20 protein-coding genes are annotated in these 24,220 nt (G+C 45.0%); 3 read left to right on the forward strand and 17 right to left on the reverse strand.

The window, feature by feature from the left end:
• Positions 1–59 precede the first annotated feature (59 nt).
• Positions 60–1,406: a branched-chain amino acid transport system II carrier protein gene (gene brnQ / locus NFR28_RS06565; RefSeq protein ID WP_251179035.1), complete on the reverse strand. Its 1,347-nt coding sequence runs from the start codon at positions 1,404–1,406 to the stop codon at positions 60–62.
• A gap of 269 nt (positions 1,407–1,675) precedes the next feature.
• Here brnQ and NFR28_RS06570 point away from each other — a divergent pair, with 269 nt between their 5' ends.
• Complete coding sequence (locus NFR28_RS06570; protein ID WP_251179036.1) at positions 1,676–2,569, forward strand: tyrosine-protein phosphatase; 894 nt, start codon at positions 1,676–1,678, stop codon at positions 2,567–2,569.
• Positions 2,570–2,573: 4 nt separating this feature from the next.
• Here the strand turns inward: NFR28_RS06570 and NFR28_RS06575 are convergent, their stop codons facing one another.
• A complete protein-coding gene (locus NFR28_RS06575; RefSeq protein WP_251179037.1) occupies positions 2,574–3,398 on the reverse strand; it encodes a class I SAM-dependent methyltransferase in 825 nt (274 codons plus the stop codon).
• Between the two features lie 31 nt (positions 3,399–3,429).
• Between NFR28_RS06575 and NFR28_RS06580 the strand changes: the two genes are divergently transcribed.
• Complete coding sequence (locus NFR28_RS06580; protein ID WP_251179038.1) at positions 3,430–5,256, forward strand: elongator complex protein 3; 1,827 nt, start codon at positions 3,430–3,432, stop codon at positions 5,254–5,256.
• 2 nt (positions 5,257–5,258) lie between these two features.
• Here the strand turns inward: NFR28_RS06580 and NFR28_RS06585 are convergent, their stop codons facing one another.
• The 7 genes from NFR28_RS06585 to uvrA all read right to left on the reverse strand — a co-directional run bounded on the left by NFR28_RS06585 (position 5,259) and on the right by uvrA (position 15,116).
• Positions 5,259–7,325, reverse strand: coding sequence for a Na+/H+ antiporter (locus NFR28_RS06585; protein ID WP_251179039.1), 2,067 nt, complete (start codon positions 7,323–7,325; stop codon positions 5,259–5,261).
• Between the two features lie 28 nt (positions 7,326–7,353).
• A complete protein-coding gene (gene murB, locus NFR28_RS06590) occupies positions 7,354–8,340 on the reverse strand; it encodes a UDP-N-acetylmuramate dehydrogenase (RefSeq protein WP_251179040.1) in 987 nt (328 codons plus the stop codon).
• The gene (locus tag NFR28_RS06595; RefSeq protein ID WP_251179041.1) at positions 8,337–9,920 is read right to left on the reverse strand and encodes a helix-turn-helix transcriptional regulator; all 1,584 of its coding nucleotides are present in this window, start codon (positions 9,918–9,920) and stop codon (positions 8,337–8,339) included. The genes murB and NFR28_RS06595 overlap by 4 nt, the downstream gene beginning before the upstream one ends.
• Before the next feature lie 198 nt (positions 9,921–10,118).
• Positions 10,119–10,382: a twin-arginine translocase TatA/TatE family subunit gene (tatA, locus tag NFR28_RS06600; protein WP_251179042.1), complete on the reverse strand. Its 264-nt coding sequence runs from the start codon at positions 10,380–10,382 to the stop codon at positions 10,119–10,121.
• A 217-nt stretch (positions 10,383–10,599) separates the two neighbouring features.
• Entirely contained in the window at positions 10,600–11,466 is an 867-nt protein-coding gene (locus tag NFR28_RS06605; RefSeq protein ID WP_251179043.1) for an alcohol dehydrogenase, read from the reverse strand.
• A gap of 33 nt (positions 11,467–11,499) precedes the next feature.
• A complete protein-coding gene (locus NFR28_RS06610; protein WP_251179044.1) occupies positions 11,500–12,027 on the reverse strand; it encodes a GNAT family N-acetyltransferase in 528 nt (175 codons plus the stop codon).
• A 152-nt stretch (positions 12,028–12,179) separates the two neighbouring features.
• Positions 12,180–15,116, reverse strand: coding sequence for an excinuclease ABC subunit UvrA (gene uvrA, locus NFR28_RS06615; protein ID WP_251179045.1), 2,937 nt, complete (start codon positions 15,114–15,116; stop codon positions 12,180–12,182).
• Positions 15,117–15,350: 234 nt separating this feature from the next.
• Between uvrA and NFR28_RS06620 the strand changes: the two genes are divergently transcribed.
• Positions 15,351–15,701 carry a nitrous oxide-stimulated promoter family protein gene (locus NFR28_RS06620; protein WP_275556972.1) on the forward strand — a complete coding sequence of 117 codons (351 nt, stop codon included), beginning with the start codon at positions 15,351–15,353 and terminating at the stop codon, positions 15,699–15,701.
• A 27-nt stretch (positions 15,702–15,728) separates the two neighbouring features.
• Here NFR28_RS06620 and NFR28_RS06625 read toward each other — a convergent pair whose 3' ends face one another.
• The 8 genes from NFR28_RS06625 to ilvN all read right to left on the reverse strand — a co-directional run bounded on the left by NFR28_RS06625 (position 15,729) and on the right by ilvN (position 24,218).
• A complete protein-coding gene (locus tag NFR28_RS06625; RefSeq protein WP_251179046.1) occupies positions 15,729–16,169 on the reverse strand; it encodes a hypothetical protein in 441 nt (146 codons plus the stop codon).
• Entirely contained in the window at positions 16,159–16,719 is a 561-nt protein-coding gene (locus NFR28_RS06630; protein WP_251179047.1) for a hypothetical protein, read from the reverse strand. Before NFR28_RS06630 ends, NFR28_RS06625 begins: the two co-directional genes overlap by 11 nt.
• Positions 16,720–16,879: 160 nt before the next feature.
• Positions 16,880–17,830, reverse strand: coding sequence for a tyrosine recombinase (locus NFR28_RS06635; protein WP_251179048.1), 951 nt, complete (start codon positions 17,828–17,830; stop codon positions 16,880–16,882).
• A gap of 14 nt (positions 17,831–17,844) precedes the next feature.
• Positions 17,845–19,263 (reverse strand): methylenetetrahydrofolate--tRNA-(uracil(54)-C(5))-methyltransferase (FADH(2)-oxidizing) TrmFO, encoded by a 1,419-nt coding sequence (gene trmFO, locus NFR28_RS06640; protein WP_251179049.1) that lies wholly within the window; start codon positions 19,261–19,263, stop codon positions 17,845–17,847.
• A complete protein-coding gene (locus tag NFR28_RS06645; RefSeq protein WP_251179050.1) occupies positions 19,263–20,798 on the reverse strand; it encodes a 2-isopropylmalate synthase in 1,536 nt (511 codons plus the stop codon). The genes trmFO and NFR28_RS06645 overlap by 1 nt, the downstream gene beginning before the upstream one ends.
• Positions 20,799–20,914: 116 nt before the next feature.
• The gene (gene serA, locus NFR28_RS06650; protein ID WP_251179051.1) at positions 20,915–22,495 is read right to left on the reverse strand and encodes a phosphoglycerate dehydrogenase; all 1,581 of its coding nucleotides are present in this window, start codon (positions 22,493–22,495) and stop codon (positions 20,915–20,917) included.
• Positions 22,496–22,695: 200 nt separating this feature from the next.
• A complete protein-coding gene (gene ilvC, locus NFR28_RS06655; protein ID WP_251179052.1) occupies positions 22,696–23,694 on the reverse strand; it encodes a ketol-acid reductoisomerase in 999 nt (332 codons plus the stop codon).
• A gap of 38 nt (positions 23,695–23,732) precedes the next feature.
• On the reverse strand, positions 23,733–24,218 hold the full coding sequence (gene ilvN / locus NFR28_RS06660; protein ID WP_120360516.1) for an acetolactate synthase small subunit: 486 nt from the start codon (positions 24,216–24,218) through the stop codon (positions 23,733–23,735).
• Between the last annotated feature and the right edge of the window lie 2 nt (positions 24,219–24,220).

Below are 24,220 nucleotides of genomic sequence, written 5' to 3' on the forward strand. Positions count from 1 at the left end.
ACCTTCCAACCGAACCCGATACCTTGCATTACGCTTGAGTCCTTAAGCTCAGTCAAAGGTTAACTTTGGCTGAGCTTTTTGTTTGCCTGTTTATGCGACAGCACAATACCAACCACAATTCCCAATATCGCTGGTATTACCCAAGCAAACCCCATATCAGCAAAGGGCAGTAAATCTGTTGGCAGCCACATGGTGGGTGCAAAGAGATCCCGCGCTGCAACAGAAACGCTTATCGCGGCGGTAGTTAATACGGCGCAGGGCCAGACAAGCTTCACCTTATCTGCTCTTGTGTGAAAGATGCCGAGCAAAACAAGCATAATTGCCGGAGGATAAAGCGCATCCAAGAATGGAATTGAAAGCTTTAAGATAGAATCAAGCCCGATCAATGATACAAGACAACTAAATGATGCAAAAATTGCCGCCCATCCGGGAAACGGAATTTTCGGGCATACTTCATGAAAGTATTCGGCACAGCACGTAACCAAACCTGTTGAAACATTAAGTGTCGCAATTAAAAAGATTGCCGCAATAAGCACCGATCCGGCAGGCCCAAAGTGCATTTCTGCTGTTGTTGCTAATATGGTAGCGCCATTCGCTGCATCAGGAAGCGTGCTTGTCATAGTGACACCAACCACACCTAAAGCAACATAAATTGCACCCATTAAAAAGCCAGCAATAAGACCCGCAGCAGAAATTGCAGCAACGGTCTTACTGGGGGTATCGGCACCAGACTCGCGAACATTTACCGCGACGACAATGCCAAAACACATTGCAGCTAAGAGATCGGTTGTTTGGTATCCATTCAAAAACCCTTCAGCAAGTGCGTTACTATCATAGGGCTCCATAGGCCCTTGAGCCCCTCCGACAGGAGCAAAGATTGCTGAACCTACAAGCAAGATGATCAATACAATCAAAAGTGGCGCACTAAACTTGCCCATAATATCGCGAAGCATTCCTGGATGAAGTGCTAAAACAAACGCAATTCCAAAAAAGACGATCGAAAAGATTACCGCCGCTACCTCAGCTGAAAAAGGCATACTCTCAGGTAACAGAGGACGAACCATTTCAAACGATGTCGTAGCACTGCGAGGGATTGCCAAAAATGGCCCTACCGTGAGATATACCAAAGCAACAAATATGGCTGCAAATACGGGATGCACCCGAGCAGCAAGCTCGCGAAGACCACCACATAAAGCTAAAGCAATGATAGCCAATACAGGAAGCCCAATGCCCGCAACCAAAAAACCCGCCATAGCAGGAGCATATGATGTACCTGATTGAAGACCCAAGAGCGGAGGTAAAATAAGATTTCCAGCACCAAAAAACATAGAGAACAACATGCCGCCAATTGCCAGCATTTGTGCAGGACTCAGTCCTGATCTCATATTCTTCGGAATGCCTGCCATATTGATCCTCCTCGCTACCATGCAATTATTCCTAAATTTGTTTTGATGCTAGCATGACCACACGTTTGCGCATGTCAGCACAGCAAAGCGAAAAAGAATCGTGATGCGAACGCAAGCAATCTGTCACCGAATGTTGAGCAGATGCCTTTTTGTTACATCTCTGAAAATGAGTCTCAACCTTAACACGGTGCTTCTGTGCAAGAATAGTTCTGTAACACTACGCTATTTCAGTACTACACCATAACCTCCCAGATCAAAGGAGCAAAAGCATGACAGCTAATACTCATTTTTCAGCACATGATTCTCAATCAAAGAGCACTCCCCGCCCGGGAGCTCCTGCTACCCCAAAACCTATTGAAGGCTTTATAGACTTTGGTCATCTCACCTTTGACCATCTACACAATACGCGTGACCTTGGCGGTCTTCCCACTCAAGATGGTAGACATATAAAAATGAATCGCTTGATTCGATCTGGTGACCTTCATGCAGCCCATGAAAAAGATTTAGAGAAGCTCGTTGGTGAATTAGGTGTTGAGCGAGTAGTAGATTTTCGCACCGACGCTGAACGCAATCACCATCCGGACCCAACCGAGAAAATGAAGACGGTAACTTTTTATGATCTACCCGTGATTCAAATGGCAACACTAGGAATCACTCACGAGAACACCCTTAACCAAGATGTTGAACTCTTAGAGCAATATCAGAAAGACCCCTTCTCGATAATTGGGAGTATCTATCCTATTGCACTTCTTGGAGAAGAAGGCAAACACGCATACGCAAGTTTTCTTGATATCTTACTCAACGCTGAGAATGGAGCAACGCTCTGGCACTGCACTGAAGGCAAGGATCGCGCAGGTCTTGGTAGTGTGCTTGCCGAATATGCTTTAGGCGTTAGCAAAGATGATATCTATGCAGACTATCTTGCTACTAATTTGTTTGTACGTTCTCATGTTGACCATCTTGCAGATCTCGCCGGCTCCCATCACATCGCAGAGCACCTTGATGCAGACATTGATGCACTTTATTACGCCTATACCAGCTATTTGGATGGAGCTATTGAGGCAGTTGAGCGCGAATATGGCTCTATGGACGCATACCTCAGCGAAGCTCTTCACTTCGGTCAAGGCAAACGCGAGAAACTCCAAGCACTTTACCTGGTCTAAACACTCACGAGCGCCTTAATACAACATATTCATTGAGCAAGCCTGATTTGCCATCAGCCACATAGCGATCAATCAACTTGCTCCGATCAGCCACTGTGGCAATAAGCGCATCAATTTCTTCATGCTCGAACGAGTGACAATAGCGAAACTCCTCAGTACTTGCCTGCCAGCCAAGTAATTTGTCTTGCTCATTGTGCATTTCAAGCTTGAGATGGTGTTGACCTACCTGAGTTGTCTTTTCCGCTTTAAGCGCCAGTTTTCGGTCAGACAAAAAGCGCCAAAAAGAAACCGCAACAACTCCACCAGGGCAAACAGCGCCTACAAGCAGTGACATTAAGCGTTGGCGAAGCTCATATGTAGGAACATGATGCATAAACCCAAAACAAACTACCGCATCAAATTCTTGCGATGGTAAGTTGTTCCATTTTTCAGCACCGCTCGGCGTTTGCTTGTCACTGGTGACAAGAGCAGAAATCACATCATGGTGCGTAAAGGTAGTATGCACCCGTTCAAGCTCTTGAGGAGCATATTCAGCAAGGTCATCACAGGAATCTATGCCATACACACGCCATGAATACCGATCTAATTGATCAGCTAAAAAGCGTGCGAATCGAAAATTGCCACACGCTACATCAAGAAGGGTAATCTCACAATCATCCGCTCTTGCAGCATTTTTTGCCGCCGCAAGTTCCTCTAACGGTGGCACCAAGCGCAACCAGCCCTCCCAACTGTGTTGTCGCGTTTGAGAAAAAGAAGCGGCATGCCGCGCATAAAAAGCTTGTGTGGCGCTTATGAGTTGATTGATTTGTTGGTCATTGTAATTATCCATGACACCATTGTACTTTATACTCTATGACTGTATGGAAACCCTTTTTCTCAACATACTAGATCACCTCAGATCAAATGAGGATTTTGATGCCGCCTGTCTTGAACAGGTAATTCGTGCATACAACAAATCACGCACACCTGACATGCCTCTTGGTGCGAAAAAGTACCTTTTGCCCTATTACCTTTCAACGAAAAAGGCAGACAAAGCGAAGTGGCTGTCCTGGGAAATTTCACCTGAGCAAGAAAAGCGCCTCGTCAGCATTCTTCGAATGAAGCCAGGTAGAACTGCATCAGGTGTAGCCACGGTAACTGTACTTACTAAGCCTTGGCCATGCGCTCATGCCTGTCTTTACTGCCCAAATGATATTCGCATGCCCAAAAGTTATCTTGCTGACGAGCCTGCTTGTCAACGTGCAGAACGCTCATACTTTGACCCATATCTCCAAGTTGCTGCGCGCTTACGTACGCTGCGAGACATGGGTCATGTCATTGATAAGGTTGAGCTCATTATCTTAGGTGGTACTTGGACAGACTATCCGGAAAGCTACCAGTATTGGTTTATGTCTGAGCTTTTTTCTGCACTCAATGACATGGATGACGACGAGCGGGTAGTTGAGCAAATGCAACTGAGACGAGATCGTTACGAAGCAGCTGGGTTGCCTTGTACTCCTGATGAGTGCAGTAAGTATTGCAGCGAAGAAGCCGTACGCATTGCTCAAGGCAACTCATCCTACAACGAAGCTGTTGTACATCTTTACGGTTCGCAATCTCCCTGGGCAGCACTCAGTGCCTCTCAAAGCTCATCACAAGATGAACTTGATGCCCTACAACGCATCAACGAAGACGCAAGCTCTCGTGCTGTTGGATTGGTTATTGAAACGCGACCCGATGCGCTCAATGCACACACACTCACAATCCTTCGCCGCCTTGGTTGCACAAAGATTCAAATGGGCATCCAGTCGTTACGCGATGAAATACTCCTAGCGAACAACCGACATGCAGGTTATCAGCACATCATTAAATCTTTTGAGCTTTTGCGCCTTTTTGGCTTTAAGAGTCATGTGCATTATATGATCAACTTATACGGTGCAACGCCTCAGACTGACATTGAAGACTTCCAAGCCCTCACCCACAATTCCGCCTTCTTGCCTGATGAGCTAAAGCTCTATCCTTGTGCCCTTGTTGATCACACACCCCTCATGGCTTGTTATAAAGCCAACACCTGGCGTCCATATACTGAGGAAGAACTCGTTGATGTACTGAGCACTTGTCTTTTAATGACACCCCCCTATTTGCGCATTTCTCGTATGATTCGCGATATCTCCGCTCATGATATTGTGGTTGGAAATAAGAAGGTTAACCTCCGACAGCTTGTTGAAAAAGAAAGCCAAACGCGTGCCCAGATTGCCCATAGGCCCATTCAAGAAATTCGTTTTCGCGAAATTCGCCTTGACGATTCAGCTGACGAACTCACGCTCCAGGAGCTGCACTATGACACGACAGTATCGCATGAGGTATTTTTGCAGTGGGTGACTCCCGAGAACAAGATTGCAGGCTTTTTGCGGCTTTCGCTTCCAAACCAAGAAGCTGTTACTAAGTACGAAAAAGATCTTCCCATCAAAGTCGGTGAAGCCATGATTCGCGAAGTTCACGTCTATGGACAAGTAGCAGCAATCCATCAAGCACACGGAGCTGCACAGCATACCGGCCTGGGCAAAACGCTTATTGAACGTGCATGTGAGCTTGCCAAAGAAGCAGGTTACAAGCGTATAAATGTCATTAGTTCAGTGGGGACACGGCACTATTATCGCCATGTTGGGTTTCACGATGCTGGTCTTTATCAGCAGCGCGATATTTAGCATTATTCCGACAATGCCATTTGGCGCAAATACACCTGTTCACGCAATTCGCGGGCAGACTTTCTCCCAATTGCACCCTCATCTTGTAAACGCTGAATCTGTCCTAACTCAAGACGGAGTGCTTCTGCTTCAACTTCGTCAATATGATGACGAAGGTTCGCCGGATCAAACTGCGGAATAAATGTGAGCGCATCTGTCCCAAGCACCTCAGACTCTTGCGCAGCATTGGCGGCTGAATCCGCAGCGCGTAACATACGCAACATGGAGCAATGCTCAGAGAGCAAATAACGCACCGCGCGAGCTCGCTCTTTATCATCGCGCGTATGCAACCCTTTCAAATACACAATGGCTACCTGCTCGGCGCCTTCCATGAGGCTTCGACGTTCCACCTGCTCTTCGGCAAGCTTCTCGGCTTTTTTAAAAGCACGACGAACCGAATAGCGTGCAATATTGCCTGCCTTAATGCGATAACGCGGTTGAAGCGCATACTCTTCGCCCCGTCTGCCTTGTAGGCGTCTTCTCACGCGTAGCAATCGATTGAGATAACTCTCGCAAATTGAAGTATCCAATGTGCCTGAGTCAAGGACTTCGTCAACATAAAGAATTTGATGCGATACAACCTCAATGCGCAGCTTACGCAATAACTCAGAATCCACCTCACCACGCAAGATATTTGCTATTCTTTCTTCATAGTTACGAATCACGGCTATGAGCGCTAAATCAGGATTATCGGTATCTTGTTTCTCTTGGAGCTTTTTAATAACAGCGCGAAGAATAGCCACTTCCGCTTCACAACTTACCGCGCAATCTTCAGCATCTTTTGGTGCAAGCAGCGGCACGACAAAATTCGCCAGTAAAAGCGTTACAACAATCACACCTGATGCCAAAAAGATGAGGTCATTTCGATGCGGAAAGGGTATCCCTGAAGAAATAATATATGGAATGGTAAACGCAATAGACAATGTTACAGCACCCTTCGGACCTGCAAGAGTGGTTACCAACGCATCTTTTGCTACTGCACGCGTATATCCAAGACGCTTTCCTTCCGCGTCTTTTTGTAACGAGTCTAGGACAAATACCCAGATGAAGCGTATCGCAAGAACCAAAAAAGTTACCAACAACACCGAACCAAGCAAGAGCATACGCGACATTCCGCTTGACTCAATTGTTGGCGATACAAACAGCATCAGCTCCATACCCAGTAAAACAAAGACAACGCCGTTAATTACAAAAACGAGAACATCCCACACACTTGAGGAAACCACCTTAAGATCTCCCGCTTCAGAAGCATTCTTCTGTGGATAGAACGTCATGAGCAATCCCGCTGCAACAACAGCTAAGATGCCGCTCGTTCCTGCATGCTCAGCAAGCAAAAAGACAACGAAAGGTATAAACACTTCAAACACCACATGAGTAGTTGTGCTCTCTAAGCCTTGTCTGCGTAAGAAACGCAGTAAGACTACCGCTACAAAACCGAGCAACAGACCAAGCGCAATCCCGCCAAAAAATGAAATAAGGAATGAAACGCTCGCATCAAAAAGCGAAAAAGTACCTGTTACCGCAGCAGCAATAGCAAACTGAAATGAAACTACACCTGAAGCGTCGTTAATAAGAGCTTCACCTGACAAGAGTGCTTGCTGGCGCGGTGTCAGTTTAATGTCTTTAGCCAATGAGGTAACTGCAACAGCGTCAGTTGGGCCAAGCGCAGCACCAAGCGCGAAAGCAGCCGCTAAAGGAATAGAAGGCACAAGCCAATTGAGGGTGAATCCCACAATTAAGACAGTTGCAATGACCAACCCTATAGCCAGCGAGAGAATGGCACCACGGTTATTCCAAAGTGCGCGCCTATTTGCATGCCGAGATTCATCGAAAAGAAGAGGCGCAATAAAGAGCACCAAAAACAGTTCAGGATCTACTTGTATATCGGTAGGGTGTGCCCAAAAAAGTGCAGCTACAAGACCAAGAGCTATTTGAACAAGTGGAAGGGATACTCGTGGTATCATCTCGGCAAACACCGTAGACAAAAGCACCGCACCAAGCAACAACAATACGAGTTCAAATAACTCCATTCACACTACCTCTCTGCTTAAAACTCTTTTAATTAAAGCCCCACATGCGTACTTCGGGTTCAAGCCTTACGCCTGAATGCTCATATACTCGCTGCTGTACTTGTGCGATTAATTCACATACATCTTGAGCAGAAGCATTATTTGCATTAACTACAAAGCCTGTATGTTTCTCAGAAACCTGTGCGCCTCCCACGCTATAACCGCGCAAGCCAGCATCTTGAATGAGTTTTCCTGCGAAATAACCTTCCGGGCGTTTAAAGGTACTTCCCGCACTGGGCATCTCAAGAGGTTGCTTCTCACTACGACGAGCCTGAAAATCTTGCATTTTATAAGCAATAACTTCGCTGTCTTCTTCTTGTAGAGCAAGATATGCCCCCAATACAACATGGCCACGCATATCCATCATTGAATGCCTATATGACCATCCGGCTTGGCTGTTGTCCACCTCTACCACATGCCCCAGCGAATCAATACAGCGTACTTTTAGCGCAACGTTACTAAAGTCACCATCGTAGGCACCTGCGTTCATAATAGCTGCCCCGCCAATGGTTCCCGGAATTCCGCAAGCAAATTCAAAACCAGAAAGCCCCCACGTGCATGCCGCATCAGCTACAGTAGCATTTGAGGCACCTGCTTCAACATAGATCACGTGTTGGGGAATCTTTTCTTGGATAGCAATGCGACTCCGCTGTGATTTCAATGCATCCTGGCGTATGGTCGGATTATTCATGTGCGTAATCTTGGAAAAATTCTCAGCCAAGCGAATAAGCACATCATCAATGCCATTGTCAGAAACCAGCAAATCAGAACCCAAACCTATAATGCGATAACTTACACCCGCAGCAATACAGGTTCTCACCACACCAACCACTTCTGCTTGCGAAACAGGCTCGACGACAATATTTGCAGGACCGCCAATCTGGAAGGTAGTTAGTTCAGCAAGCGGAACATGACGTCGAATGGAAACACCAGGTACTACGCGCGAAAGTGTATCGGCAAATGCATCATAATTCATTGTGTCAACAACTCCTCTTCGCCCTGTGCAATGCGCTCTGATATATCAATAAGTTCTTGTCTGTTTTTAACGCCCGTTTTTTGATAAATGCGGCGAAGATGTGTCTCAACGGTGCTTTTTGAAATATAGAGTTCAGCGGCTATGCGCTCTCCTGTTCTTCCCTTTAGCGCTAGTGGCAACAATTCTGCTTCTCGTTTAGAAAGCCCTGCTTTCGTTGAGATAATCGTACAAATTTCATCAAAGCGGCGGACGTCATCAACAATACGAGTGAGCTTAACGAAATCGTGCTCAGTAAAAAGAAACATATATGAATACAGTGCGCTCAAGCCAGAACACGCAGCCAACATATAAGGTAATTCACCAGAAAGCGGCACTGATTCGATAAAACAACCAATAAGAATACCAACCATGACGCCTAGGTATAGTGCAAAGAGCCCTCGTGAAAACATCACCGCAGGATATTGATTAGTAACATTTGAAATCATCATAAAGAGAGAGAGCATAACGCTCACTAGGCCTAAGTATCCAGCTTGCACAATGGCTTCGCCCGGTACCCCAAAAGCTCCCAGCACCGGCAGAAATAAAAATCCTGCCATCATAACCAATAAGGCAATCCGATAAAGTGTACTTCCTTGTTCTGCTTGACGTGCTTGTTGAGCATCTGCACGAGGGACCATCTGAAGTGCTGCAATGCAAAAAAGGACAAGCATGATTAAGGTTGAAGTGAAATATGGTGTAACAAACTCTTGTGGCACTGAGTCAAAAGTTTGCATAAATCCCGAAGCTACACCAAACAGTGCGGTTCCCACTAGCACCTTTCGCGAGAGTCGATTAACCTCTCTGCGCTGCTCTTTAGTTGAAAAGATGTCTCCAAGTGAGAGTTTGTGTGATGAATCGTTGACGATATCATGAGAAATCTCAACTGGCATCTCATTAACGCCGTTATGCTGACTTTGATTATTGCTCACCGTTTCAGCTGAGCTCATGGTTGCCCTCATCTTCGCGCAGGACGGATAGAGCATGGCAACGCTAATCAAAGGAGTAAAGCATATAAATATTTGAGATCCCGAAAAAGGAATTAGTCTCACAACAAGTGATAAAAGCGCAGCAAGGCAAAATGAAGTAAATATTGCCCTAACAGAACCGTTCAGGGGTAATGTTCCTAATGCGCCACCCCAACATGCAAGCATAAAGCCCGCCGAGATTCCAACAAGCATACTTTCAAGCATAATGACAACAAAATTATTGGGGTCAGCAAATCTTACCAACGAACCAATAGTCATGAGAACAGAAAAACACACCATGAGCGAATAAGAAAAAAGTGCTTGGCGAGCCTTGGTGGATGCTGAACGGATAAACCTAAAACTAACAAGCATGCCTGCAAGGGCAACAAACAGATCTATTCTCTCAAATACAAGCCCGTTTAAACTAACAGCGTAATTTTGCCCGAGATAAATGAGCGAAAGCATAAAAGCTTGATTACATGCAAAACCAATAACACTCATCCACCACGTACGAGGAGATATCGTCTTATCTATGCGCTGAGAGGTAGCATTGCTTGTCATACTCTTTTCGCGCACCTATCTCCTCCCTTGCAAACTCAAGAACCTCTTTATGATAGTTGATTGATCAGGCTTTGAACCAAATATCAGTGCTTGCACACAAAAAAGCTCTAACAGGAGAAGACAGCAAAAAAGCCGAAAGCTCCTTAGTCAGCTTTCGGCTTATCTTGTGCGGGTGAAATCTAGAAAATAAATGAGCGTATTGCGATTGATTCCTTAGGAAGAAGCAGATGTTTTCTTAACAGCCTTGAGTTTCTTGGGAGGAGCAGTTACTTCTTCCTCCTCATACTCTTCTTCTTCCATGATGATTTCGTCTTCATCCTCTTCTACTGTCTTATCTCCGCCAAGACCATCACGCAAGCCTTTGACCGTCTTGCCCAAAGAAGCTCCAAGTTTTGGAAGATTCTTTGGTCCAAAGATAAGCAGTGCAACCGCTAAGATAATTAATAACTCAGGTACGCCTAAGCCCAAAAGCTTCATCAGGTTTCCTCCTCATTTAGGTGATTGTTATTGCGATGTAACAACATTAACTACATTCGCTCAATTCGATGAGCACATCATGCCAAATGCGTAGAGGCTTTGTCTATCATGCAAAATCCTGAACTGGACAATTTCTTTGTCATGCAAAACCATGACTCTACATAAGTCCTGTTAAAGAGGCACTTTTTGTAAATAACGAACTTATCGTAAAGTGATATCAAGAGACAACTTTTGCAGACACCACATTACTTGGAGAAACCAAAATGACACCCACTTCTCCTTCAAGAGGAGCGTTGACATAAAAGGTGCCATCGATAGTCTCTCCCATAGCAAACAGTTTCTCGTTTGAAGTGGTAATAACAATATCAATTCCTGCTACCCGAGAAACGAGCGCAGTTGATGGCGTTATTGCAACAATAAAATCAACGTTATATGAATCAAAATAAGCAACCTTATCCTCTATTGCCTTATAGGGCATAAGCGGATCTACGCTAAAGACACCATAACGATGTCCTTGTCTTTTAAGAATCATGCCGTCTTCGTAATAAGCAAGATTATCGGTTTCAAGCTTAAATACTGATGCGCCTTTTTCTTCATAAGAATCCATAATCGCTTCAAGGGTAAGGGGCTCTTTTTCAGAGAGCGAACTACTTGTTAGTTCGTCTAAGCTTCCTTCACCTGCTTCATCACTATTCTCAAGTTCTTCTTTAGCGGTATTAGGCACTTTTGTACGCGCATGCTCCGATTCATCTGGTTTATCTTTGCCTTTTGTGGACGACAGCGTTTGATTGCTGCTACCCTCTTCACTTTTTTTGAGATCTTTTTGATCTATGGGATCTGGATTAATACGCTTATTGACTGAATCTTTTGGCTCGCTTTCTACATCCATTAAAGCAGGGTCTACCGTCCCTGGAAAGACAATGGCTGTATAACCGTCCATCTCGCCGAAAGTATCATCAATGTTCGAAGCAGCTACGTTCCACGAATGACCTGCTACAAGATACCAACACAAGCCAAAAAGGCTCAATACAATAAGCAGAGCAAAAACAATCAGAGCTATTTTTTCTCGCTGATGTGAGGTCATATAAACAGGCTTCTTTTCTGCTTTAACAGTCAGTTACAAGATCTTTTCGTAAGCAACACGCTCAGGAGTTGCCTCCTCGGCATGTTCAATAAGTACGATACCACACTCAGAATATCCCAACTTTGTTAGCAAAGAGCGCATCGGGGTGTTTCCCTCGTGAGTATCAATTCGAACGCTCTCGCAACCGAGTTTACGCGCCGCTGCTTCAGCTTCAGAAAGCAAGAAGCGTGCCACACCTTTTCCAAGGCTATCTCTTGCTACTGCAACACGATGGATAACTACATAACGCGGGTCTTGAGAAGTAGAAGAAGTAAGCCATGATCCCTGAATGGCATCGTATATGCTTTCTCCATTATAGCTTGTCATTGCAGTACCAATAATATGATCGTTGTCCTCAACGACAAAAGAAGCTCCTTGGTCTACATCAGATTGAACAATCTCTCTCTTAGGATAGTCACCTTGCCATTGGTCAATATTGAGAAGTCCCAAAGAATGCTTGCCATCAGTAAGAATTTCCATGATGCGATCAATATCTTGTTCGCATGCCTTCCGATACTTCAAAACAAACTCCTTTTATCATGTAACCACATTCGTCCCACGCCCAACTCAAAGCGGACGCAGGACGAATTAATGTAAAAGATAGGTAGATATTTTACCCTAGGAGACCATAGTTACTCCTGAAGGTTAGGTGACAGAACACCTAAGAATTTATTTTATTCATCACCATCTACTTCAGCCAATGCTTCGAGCACTGTATCATGCACTGAATTATCAACAAGTATGCGCTTTAAGAAGTGACCAGTATAGCTCTGTTCTATTTGTGCAACCTCTTCTGGGGTACCAGTTGCAACAATGGTGCCACCACGATTGCCTCCTTCGGGTCCCAAATCAATGATGTAATCAGCGCTTTTCACGACATCTAAATTATGCTCAATAACTAAAACCGTATTTCCTGCGTCCACTAAGCGCTGGAGAACTTCAAGCAATTGTCGAACATCCTCAAAATGCAAACCCGTAGTTGGTTCATCCAGAATATAAAAGGTCTTACCTGTTTGTCTTTTTTGCAACTCGCTTGCAAGTTTAACGCGCTGAGCTTCACCACCTGATAGTGTCGTAGCAGGTTGTCCAAGGCGAATATATCCAAGACCTACATCGTGAAGTGTTTGCAATTTTCTTTTAATTCCAGGAATGTTCTCGAAAAAAGCTAATGCATCTTCAACGGTCATATCAAGGACATCAGAAATATTCTTTCCACGATAGGTGACTTGTAAGGTTTCACGATTATAGCGACGACCCTCACACACTTCACATGGCACAAAAATATCAGGCAAGAAGTGCATTTCGATCTTTATTTGACCGTCACCTTTACACGCCTCACATCTTCCGCCATTCACATTAAAGCTAAAACGACCTGGCCCATAACCACGCGCTTTTGACTCTTGTGTACTAGCAAACAAGGCACGGATATCATCCCATAACCCAATATAAGTTGCAGGATTGGATCGAGGGGTACGACCAATAGGGCTCTGATCAATATTGATTACCTTATCAATCTTATCCACGCCGGTAATCTTTTTATAAACTCCCGTCTTACGATGAGCATGATTCACACGATTTGCTAGTGCAGGCGCCAAGGTATCAGTAATAAGAGAGCTCTTCCCCGATCCCGAGACTCCCGTAACAACCGTCAAAGTGCCAAAAGGCACTCCAATAGAGACATCTTGCAAGTTGTTTTCAGTAGCTCCAATTAACTTGAGTTCACCACGTTGTGGATTTCGCCTGGTATGCGGTACTGCAATTCGACGGCGTCCACTCAGATAATCTGCTGTAAGAGAGTGATCGGCTGCTAAGATTTCTTCCGGAGTTCCACACGCAACAACTTCGCCTCCATGCTCACCAGCACCAGGCCCCATGTCAATTACAAAGTCTGCTGCACGAATAGTATCTTCGTCATGTTCAACCACAATGACGGTGTTACCTAAATCTCGCAAGTGTTCCAACGTTGAAATAAGCCGCTCATTGTCACGCTGATGCAAGCCAATAGAAGGCTCGTCCAAGATATACAGAACACCCATCAAGCCAGCGCCAATTTGCGTTGCAAGACGAATACGCTGCGCCTCTCCGCCTGAAAGAGTTGCGGTTGCTCGGTCAAGCGTGAGGTAATCAAGACCGACATCCACCAAAAACTTTAATCTTGCTTTTATCTCTTTTACTATCGGACCCGCAATTGATTCTTCTGCACCTTCAAAATGGAGCTCTTGAAAATATCGAAGCGATTCAGCAGCACTCATTTTGGTGACATCATAAATAGAGCAATTCTGAATAGTAACTGCCAGAATTTCCGGCTTCAGACGCTTACCATGACAGGTTTGACAAGGATTAATTGAAAAGTAACTTGCAAGCTTTTCTCGCTGCGAATCACTTTGCGCTTCTTGATACCTGCGCTCAACCGCAGCAACAACACCTTCCCATTCTATATACCAATACGTTTCACGACCATCTACTGTCACGTAATCAACGCGAATCTTCTTGTCACCTAAACCATAAAGCAATGCTTTCTGTGCCTTTTTAGGCATGTCTTCCCAAGGTGTATCCGCTGTCACGCCAACAGACTCTGCTACTGCACGAAGTACTTGTGGATAATAATTTCCACTTTTAAAAGGAGCAATAACACCTTCATTAAGAGAAAGCGAAGGGTCCGGAACAATTAAGCTCGGATCAACCTCTTCCCTGCTTCCAATACCCAAACAATCAGGACAAGCACCATAGGGGGCATTGAAACTAAAATCTCGAGGTTGCAATTCGTCCATTGAATGACCGTGTTCTGGGCAAGCAAGCGCAAGCGAAAATAAATGTTCTCCTGCACCCAGACCACCCGTTGCTCCAGAAGATTTACCGCCACTTTCTCCTAGCTGATTTCCTTCTTTATCTAAAACTTGTACGAGTACACGTCCATCTGCAAGTTTTGTAGCTAACTCTACCGCCTCTGCTATGCGGCTTTGTGCACTATCCTTGAGTTGGACGCGGTCAACTACAACATCAATAAAGTGCTTGTATTTCTTATTAAGCGTAAGGGGCTCTGATGCAAGTTTAACAATCTCCCCATCGACACGAACACGACTAAAACCTTCTTTTTGTAGATCGGCGAAGAGCTTAGTAAATTCACCTTTGCGCCCTGCTACTACAGGTGCCATTATTATGGCTTTTGCATCGGGAGCAAGTGCCATAATTTCATCAGTCACCTGATCGGTGGTCTGCTTTTTAATAACGCGGCCACATTCAGGACAATGTGGAATACCAACACGTGCAAAGAGCAGACGCAAATAGTCATAGATTTCAGTTGTAGTACCAACGGTTGAACGCGGATTTTTAGATGTTGTCTTCTGATCAATTGATACCGCTGGTGACAAACCATCAATGCTGTCTAAGTCTGGCTTCGACATCTGGCCCAAAAACATACGCGCATAACTGGACAGACTCTCAACATAGCGACGTTGACCCTCTGCGTACATCGTATCAAATGCAAGACTAGACTTACCCGAACCCGACAAACCAGTAATTACAACCAATTCATCACGCGGAATGGTCACATCTATATCTTTCAGGTTGTGCTCGCGAGCACCCTTAATAACAATCTCATTCTGACCCATAACTTATTACTTTCACCCGTCTTAGCAAAATACAATTTGTTGGCTCACTGAAGTTTCGCTCTATTCTAACTCATATCACTAACGAAACATATGTTCGTGTTTTACGTTCATAAACGTTTTACAAATATGAATGGAGATTTATTGAGAGAGACGCCTTTTTAAAAAAAGGAACAAATAATTTGATAGGCTCAAGACAACAAAGTGTGAACACATTCAACTGACGAGAAAGCAACTATGCCAAACACATCGTCTACAAAAACAGAGAAGCGTCGTCTTCGCGAAATGAAAACCATCTCTCAAATGGTTGCTTTATATTGTGCAGGAAACCACGATGAATCCTTACGTCAACACCAAGCTTACTGCAAAGAACCTGTTTGCCAGCACTGTGCTCAACTTGATGAATACGCAGTAGAACGAACGCTAAAGTGTCGACAAATGGAGACCAAAACATCGTGTGATGAATGTCCTTACCATTGTTATAAACCCGAGATGAGAAAACGCGTATGTAAAGTAATGCGTTATAGCGGACCGCGCATGATTACCAAGCATCCTCTTGCAGCCATACGCCACCTTATAGGTAAATAATTCATTTCCAACTTATAAGCTTTCATTTTAGTGCGCCTGAGCATGAAGATACGCACGACGCAAAAAAGATACTCCAGCAATAGCCAAAGCTGCCCCTAAACCGGTATAAAAAAAGGCAATAAACCAATTTGGCACGATACCTGTTGCACGAAGCAAAATACCGCCACCCATCATGCATGCCATAATAAGATAGCCGCGTTTATCCAAAAACTTTATAAATGCAGTTTTCGTTCCTTGATAGCTGGTAATGCGTTCGGTGTGCTTATGAACCATTTTTCGAAAAACGAAAAGGTGGAACGCGATAAAAATCACTAGCGTTCCACCCATAAGTACTAAGGTTATCCAACCTTGTTGGTTTAAATAGGCGCCTATACCCATAGCGAAAACATTTACTCCCGCTATAAGCCATACAAACCCAGCAATAATCATGAGGGTGCGCGAAGACACCTTACCAACATTATTCAGCATATGCTCCTGCCAAGTAAGCTAAATTAGGAAGTTCAACCGTCTCAACAGCAATGTTGCCCTGAGAAGCAGGACCTGCAACAACAATAACATCACCAACGCTTAATGTTGGTACTTCATGAAGCGTGTCACCCATAGAATCAATGTAGGTTACTTGATCACTCTCAAACGTGATAGCTTCTTCATTCTCAGGCTGGAAGGCATAACCTTCACCGCCCTCTTTTGGCTCTAAAACATTACCCTCAATACAGGTTACCTTTGAACCTTCAAGTTCGGTTACTTGCACGACAAGAGTCTCACGATCCTCATTTTCCGTTGAAGCTTGACCATTGTCGGTTTTTTCCATACCTTCAGCATTAGCTGAAAGGTTTTCGTTTGTTGCTTGATCGTCTTCTGACCAGCCTGCTTCCAGACCTTGCGAGACGGTTGAGGTTTGCGTTGTTGGCACTTCAGGCGAAGTTGTCTCGTCATCTTGAGCGCAACCAGTAAGCGCAAACATCAAGCCGCATGCAAGTGCAGCGGCTGACATGGTTGCAATGAGCTTTTTATTCATTGTTTTTCCTTTCAACGCTATGAGTTAATTACTCCGTTGGTAGCTGCATTTCATACAACTCATACTATTGTTGCGAGCAAAACAATAAATGTTTTGTGAAATGACAATCTGTTTAGTTCAAGTATTGACCCTGATACCCAAATGCCACCAAAAAACACCACTAAGCACGGGGATGCGCTTGCGCGTGTACCTCTTGAAGGCGTTTCGGACTTAAGTGAGTATATACCTGAGTAGTTGAGAGGTTTGCATGTCCAAGCATTTCTTGAACACTGCGCAAATCTGCCCCACCCTCCAACAAGTCAGTTGCAAAGGTATGACGCATGTCATGAGGCGTAAGTCGTTCATCAAGACCTGCCTGAATAACTGTTGCTTTAAACATTTTTCGCATAGCGTCAGTTCCCATTCGATTACCACGCGACGATACAAAAAAATAGTCAGAATGACTTGCACCCAATAATTGCATTCGAGCAGTATGCATATAAATACGCATTGACGAAACCGCCAAATCATGAAGCGGAATAATACGTTCTTTTGAGCCCTTACCAAGCACCTTCACTTGCTTTTCTGCAAAGTCAACATTCGACAACAAAAGCGATGAAGCTTCTGAAATACGAGCGCCACATGCATAGAGAAATTCAAGAATAGCTTGATCTCGAACATCATTGAGAGATTGGTTGCGCGGGTTACCCTCTGCATCAAATGCCGAATGCACGCGAAGAAGCTTCACCATATCTTTGGGTTGCAAAACATGCGGCATTGTTTTGGGTTGTTTGGGTCCCTGCAATACTGTAACAGGGTCACACTCGCTTCGACCGGTAACACACAGCCACTGATAAAACGTACGAAGAGCAGAGAGCTTACGATTAATTGTACTTCGCTGATATTGCGCCTCATCAAGCATACTCAAGTAGCGGCGCATCTGCCTATGAGTCACACGCGCCATGTCCAGTTCCTCGCGCGCACACCAGCGTGCATAATCAAACAAGTCACTTCGATAAGCACGAAGCGTATGCTCAGAAACATTGCGAGATGCCTTAAACTCATAACAAAATGCCTCGATTGCAGCGTTTGCATCATCGCCTACTTGACGAATATCTTCCAACTCAGCCACTTTGACTCACTCTCTTACAGAAGACCAAGTTTTCGCAAATCTTCGCAGTAACGCATACATGCATCTAAGCCGCGTTCTGCATATGCTTGATACCGTTGTCCCTTATTTTTAATGCGTACTTCAAGCGGTTCTATAATTCCAAAATTAACATGCATTGGCTGATAATCTACGGTATTTGCATCGGTAGCATAAGCTAAAAGCGCACCAAACACCATCTCTTTAGGTACAACCGGTGTTTCAATCTGACGAAGATAGGCGCTGACCTCAAGGGCAACGTGAAGGCCTGACCGTATGGCTTCAGCATATCCTTCAGTACCAGCTAGCTGACCTGCAACAAAAACAGGAACTGGCAACTCTGCCGCCTTTTGTGTTACAAGACGCAAGGACCTATCAAGCAATTGAGGTGCATTGATAAAAGTATTCCTGTGCATAACCCCAAAACGCGCAAATTCGGCATGTTCCAACCCAGGAATCATACGGAATACGCGTCTTTGCTCACCGAATGTCAAATTGGTTTGAAAGCCAACAAGATTAAAGCTTTGCCCTTGCTTATCTTCTGCTCTCAACTGAAGCACTGCCCACGGACGTTTTCCAGTACGTGGATCAGTTAATCCAACGGGCTTGAGCGTTCCAAATCGAGGCGCATCATGACCTTTGCGTGCTATCTCTTCAATAGGTTGGCATGCTGAAAAAAGCTCTTTAGTCTCGAATGATTTCGCTATAACACGATCAGCAGCAATAAGTTCGCGAATAAAGGCATCATACTCATCTTGGGTAAAAGGCGCATTAAGATAGTCACCCACCGCCGCTTCAGTTGACTCTTCGTATCGACTTTGCACAAACAGCTTATCAAAATCAAGCGAATCAGCCATGACGATGGGGGCTGCAGCATCATAAAATGCCATGTGTTCTTCGCCAGTGATGGTTTGCAGATCAGCAGCCAAAGCGTCCGAAGTAAGAGGTCCCGATGCTACTATTACCGCTGAAGCGTCTCTTGTTACATCAGCTATGCTTGTCACTTCTGAACGCAGGACCTCAATGAGCGGATGCGACTCAATTAGTTGTGTTATCTCAAGCGAGTAAGACTCTCTATTAACCGCAAGCGCCCCTCCCGCGGCAACGGCATGCTTGCAGGCGTATTTATAAAGATATGAATTAAGAGATGCGAGTTCTGATTTAAGCATCCCTGCAGCACTCTCAGGCTTTGTACTCTTAAGTGAGTTAGAGCATACCAATTCAGCAAACTGATCTGTTTTGTGCACTGCGGTCTGTATCTGAGGACGCATTTCAAAAAGCTTCACTTGATAATTACGTTCTGCCAACTGCAGTGCAGCTTCGCTTCCAGCCAATCCTGCACCTATCACAACAACAGGGTTGCCGTTTTTAGCGGCAACCCCATTCTGCTGAAGCGTATTGTTTGACACAATACTCATTATGCGCGCCTGCGCTCCTGCTTATCAATCAACAAACGATTTAAAGCGTTCAGATATGCTTTAGTTGACGAAACAATAATATCTCCGTCAGCGCCGCGACCGGTGTAGATCTCTCCGTCAGGAGCTGTTACGCGAATGGTAACCTCACCTAGAGCATCAATGCCACGCGTTACTGATTGCACCGAAAACTCGGAAAGCTCATTGTCAACCTGAACAATTTTATTAACAGCCTTATATACTGCATCAATAGGACCAGTACCGAAGTCACAAGCCGTAACAACTTGATCCGCTTGATTCTTAAGTGTTACCGTAGCCGTTGGCTTCAAGGGGAAGCCACAGCTGATCTGAACCGATTCAAGAGTAAAGAGCGCATGCTCTTCGCGATCATGCTCGTTGATAAGACTCTCGAGATCTTCATCAAAGACCTCTTTCTTGCGATCAGCAAGATTCAAGAATGATTCATACACCTGATCAAGAGCATCACCATTAAGCTCATAACCAAGCTCTTCTAAGCGATGCTTTAATGCCGCATGACCTGAACGTGCGGTCAAAACAATTTGGCTTTGACCAGCACCCACTTCAGCGGGATCAATGATTTCATAGGTATCGCGCTTTTTCAAAACGCCATCCTGGTGAATGCCGGATGAGTGCGCAAAGGCATTTGCACCAACAATTGACTTGTTCGCTTGAACATTCATACCAGTAATTGAGCTCACCAAACGGCTTGCTTTGATGAATTCGCGCGTATTAATGTCAGTGTGTGCATCAAGTTCATCTTGATGCATCTTGATTGACATAACCACTTCTTCCATAGCGGTATTACCAGCGCGTTCGCCCAATCCATTGATGGTGCATTCAACTTGGCGTGCGCCATTCTTAACACCAGCCAAAGACAGCGCAGTTGCCATGCCTAAGTCGTTGTGACAATGGACTGAAATAGTTACACGATCAATACCGTTAACATTGTCAACCAAATACTTAATGCGACTACCAAACTCCTCTGGCAATGAATAACCTGTGGTATCAGGAATATTAACTACGGTAGCACCGGCATCTACTACTGCTTGAATAACACGTACCAAGAAATCGTAGTCAGATCGACCAGCATCTTCAGCATAGAACTGAACATCCTCAACATAGTTACGCGCATACTTTACGCATTTAATAGCACGCTCAACGCATTCATCCTCAGTAATACGCAATTTATCGCGCATATGAGATGGGCTTACGCCGATGCCGGTATGAATACGCGGACGCTTGGCGTATTTCAGTGCATCTGCGGCTGCGTCAATATCTTTTTCTACCGCACGCGTCAACGCACAAACCACAGCCTGCTCACCTGCAAGTTCAGCAATGCGGCGAACTGATTCAAAATCTCCCGGGCTTGAAATTGGAAAGCCTGCCTCAATAACATCAACGTTAAGACGTAGTAGTTGACGCGCTACGACAAGTTTTTCTTCAGTATTCATAGAAGCGCCTGGTGATTGCTCACCATCGCGCAGCGTCGTGTCAAAAATGTCGATCTTGCGAGTCATAAATGAGCACGTCCTTTCTTAATCACATTGATGATCGCCTCTCAAAAAACCTTCAATCACCAAAGAAGGTCAGGCGAATAATTTTATCATGGTTTAGTTTGGTTCGAGAAACCAACTTAGAGTTTGATAACCCAAAGATTTTGTAGATCACTAATTTCTTCATGAAGACGCGCAAGCACCTCATCGCTTATCTCGCCCTCAATGTTCATGTACACTAAAACACAAGATTCGTCTGCTTTTTCACCAATTTGCATGGTGGTGATATTGATGCCTGCATCGCCTAAAATCGTGCCAATAATACCCATACGGCCTGCTGCATCAGGATACTCAAATACCAGTGAGGTAAGGCCAGGAGCTATATCAAGACGATATCCTAAAAGGGATACAATGCGCGGAGTAGCACTAGGACCGGAGAGCATAGCGCTGATCTCTTGACCATCAGCCTCAATGCGCACCATGGAAGCATATTCATGCGCGTCATACTCAAAAGCCGTTGTCGTACTAATACCGTGGCGATTCGCTACCGCTTCAGCATTCACCGGTGTCACAACCGAATCAGACTTGTACGACAACAATCCCGAAAGTGCACCTGCTACAAGCATAGACATGTCAGTGCCAACCAATGATCCGGCTGCGGTGATGCAGAGAGTATGCGGAAGCGAAGTTGATAGTTGCGCCAGAATACGACCCATCATCTGACAGGCAGGAACATATGGTCCAACTTTGCTTGCTGCCTCAGGAGCTACTGGGGTCATATTGAGTGCCGTTGGCACAAGTGAACCTTCCAGACCAGCTGCCACATATTCTGCAATCTGAACTGCAGCGCGTCGCTGTGCTTCACGTGTTGCAGCGCCTATACGCGGAGTCAAAATGACGTTATCAAACTCATGCAAAGGTGACTCAAGACAAGGTTCAACCTCATACATATCAATAGCAGCTGCTCCAATCTTTCCAGCTGCAACAAAATCAGCCAATGACTTCACGTTATATATGCCACCGCGAGCAGTATTCACAAGGATTACGCCATCTTTCATAGCGGCGAATTCATCAGGCCCAAACATATCAATAGTGTCAGGCGTTTTAGGCATGTGCACGGTAATAAAATCCGCCAAAGGCAACACTTCTTCAATGTTGCTAAAAAGCTCAACACCTAAAGCTTCAGCACGTTCAGGACGGCAATAAGGATCATAGCCAATGAGATTCATGCCAAACGCGCGCGCACGTTCTGCCACCAAACCACCAATACGTCCCAATCCAAAAATGGCAAGTGTTTTCTCAAAAAGTTCCGTACCTATGAACTTATTGCGCTCCCATTTGCCTTCCTTCATTGAAGCGTTTGCTTGCGGCACACAGCCTGCTGCAGCAAGCATCAAAGCCATGGTATGTTCTGCGGTGCTCACAATGTTTGAGGTGGGTGCATTACAAACAATAACTCCCGCATCTGTGGCAGCAACGATATCGATATTGTCTGTGGTAACACCAGCACGACCAATAATCTTGAGATTCTCAGCACGATCTAAAACTTCTTTGGTGACGCTTGTGGCCGAACGAACGATAAGAGCTTCATATGCTGGGATAGTCTCTAAGAGATCACCTTCTGTCATGTCAAGGCGAACATCAACCTCATATCCCCGATCACGAAGTACCTCAATTCCTTCGTCAGATAATTTATCGGTTACGAGCACCTTTTTCGACATAACATAACCCCTATCTCTTCTCATCACAGTGTTGGTATGTCTACTTTTTCATAGTGTAGCTGAGCAAACCGTTTTAGTGTCTCTATCTTGCATAACGAGACCGATATTTACGGTACACAACACCTCCAACTCATAAAACAAAGGTCCTCAACGAGTCGGAGGTGTCCAAAAGCATAAGCACACGAAGTCTTACAAGCCCTTTAGTTTGACTTCACCCACGTAAACATAGAGCGAATACGCTCGCCGGTACGCTCAATCTCATGGTCATTGATGGCTTCGCGGCGCTCTTCAAGCCATGCATGGCCATTTTCGCAATCATCCATAAAGTCACGCGCAAACGATCCATCTTGAATACGCGCCAAAATCTCGCGCATGGCTTCTCGAGATTGATCATTAATAACCTTCGGACCGGCATAATACTCACCATACTCGGCTGTATTTGAGATGGAGTAATTCATAAAGTGAATGCCGCTCTCATACATCAAATCAACAATCATCTTCATTTCGTGATAGCACTCAAAATATGCCAACTCAGGCGGATATCCCGCTTCAACAAGCGTTTCAAAACCAGCCTTTACCAACTCAACCAATCCGCCACATAAAACAGCTTGTTCGCCAAAGAGATCCTCTTCAGTTTCCTGCTTAAAGGTTGCCTTAATGATGCCTGATCGCGCACCACCAACACCCCAACAATATGACAATACCAAATCCCACGCGTTGCCCGTATAATCCTGCCCAACACAGGCCAAATCAGGAACACCTGATCCTTGGGTATATTGACGGCGAACAATATGACCAGGTCCTTTAGGAGCGCACATAACCACATCTACAAACTCAGGTGGCTTGATGAAGCCATACAAAATGTTGAAACCATGTGCGAAAGCAAGCGCATCCCCCTCTTTCAGATGCGGTTCAATAAACTCAGCATAGATACTGCCTTGTAATTCATCAGGCACCAACATCATGATAAAGTCTGCCTCTTCAGCGGCTTGATCCATGGTGCACACCTTCAAGCCGGCTTCTTCTGCTTTTGCCCAAGAAGCAGAACCCTCACGAAGACCTACACGCACATCACAACCTGAGTCCATCAGGTTAAGTGCATGAGCATGACCTTGACTTCCGTAGCCAATAACGGCAATCTTGCGTCCCTTGATGATCTCAGGATTAACGTCTTGCTCATAATAAATTGTCACAGCCATGGTTTCGTTTCCTTTCTCTTGACTGGTGATACCTTTGGTTACTGTTCTTTCGAATTTCGTGACATAGCAATCTTGCCGGTACGGATGATCTCTTTTATTCCATAAGCACGGAAAAGATCCTCCATACCTTTGAGTTTGCTTTCATCTCCCGTTGCCTCAATGGTGAGCGAAGATCGTCCCACATCAACAATTTTTGCGCGAAAGACATTTGCTATTTCAATGATTTCATTACGTCGTTCGGGCTGAGCGTTGACCTTAAACAAAACAAGCTCACGCTCAATTGCTCCCTCATCAGTAAGATCACTGATTTTGTATACGCTAATCAGCTTATGGAGCTGCTTGGTAATCTGCTCATAAGCCACCTCGTCAGCCTTAACGATGGCTGTCACACGCGACATAGTTGGATCTTCAGTAGGACCCACAGAAAGCGACTCAATGTTAAAACCGCGTCGAGAAATTAATCCTGTCACGCGCGAAAGTACACCTGGTTTATTCTCAACCAAAACAGATAGTACATGCTTCATGA

The organism is Adlercreutzia agrestimuris (assembly GCF_943193125.1).
In the GTDB taxonomy this organism is placed as follows: domain Bacteria; phylum Actinomycetota; class Coriobacteriia; order Coriobacteriales; family Eggerthellaceae; genus Xiamenia; species Xiamenia agrestimuris.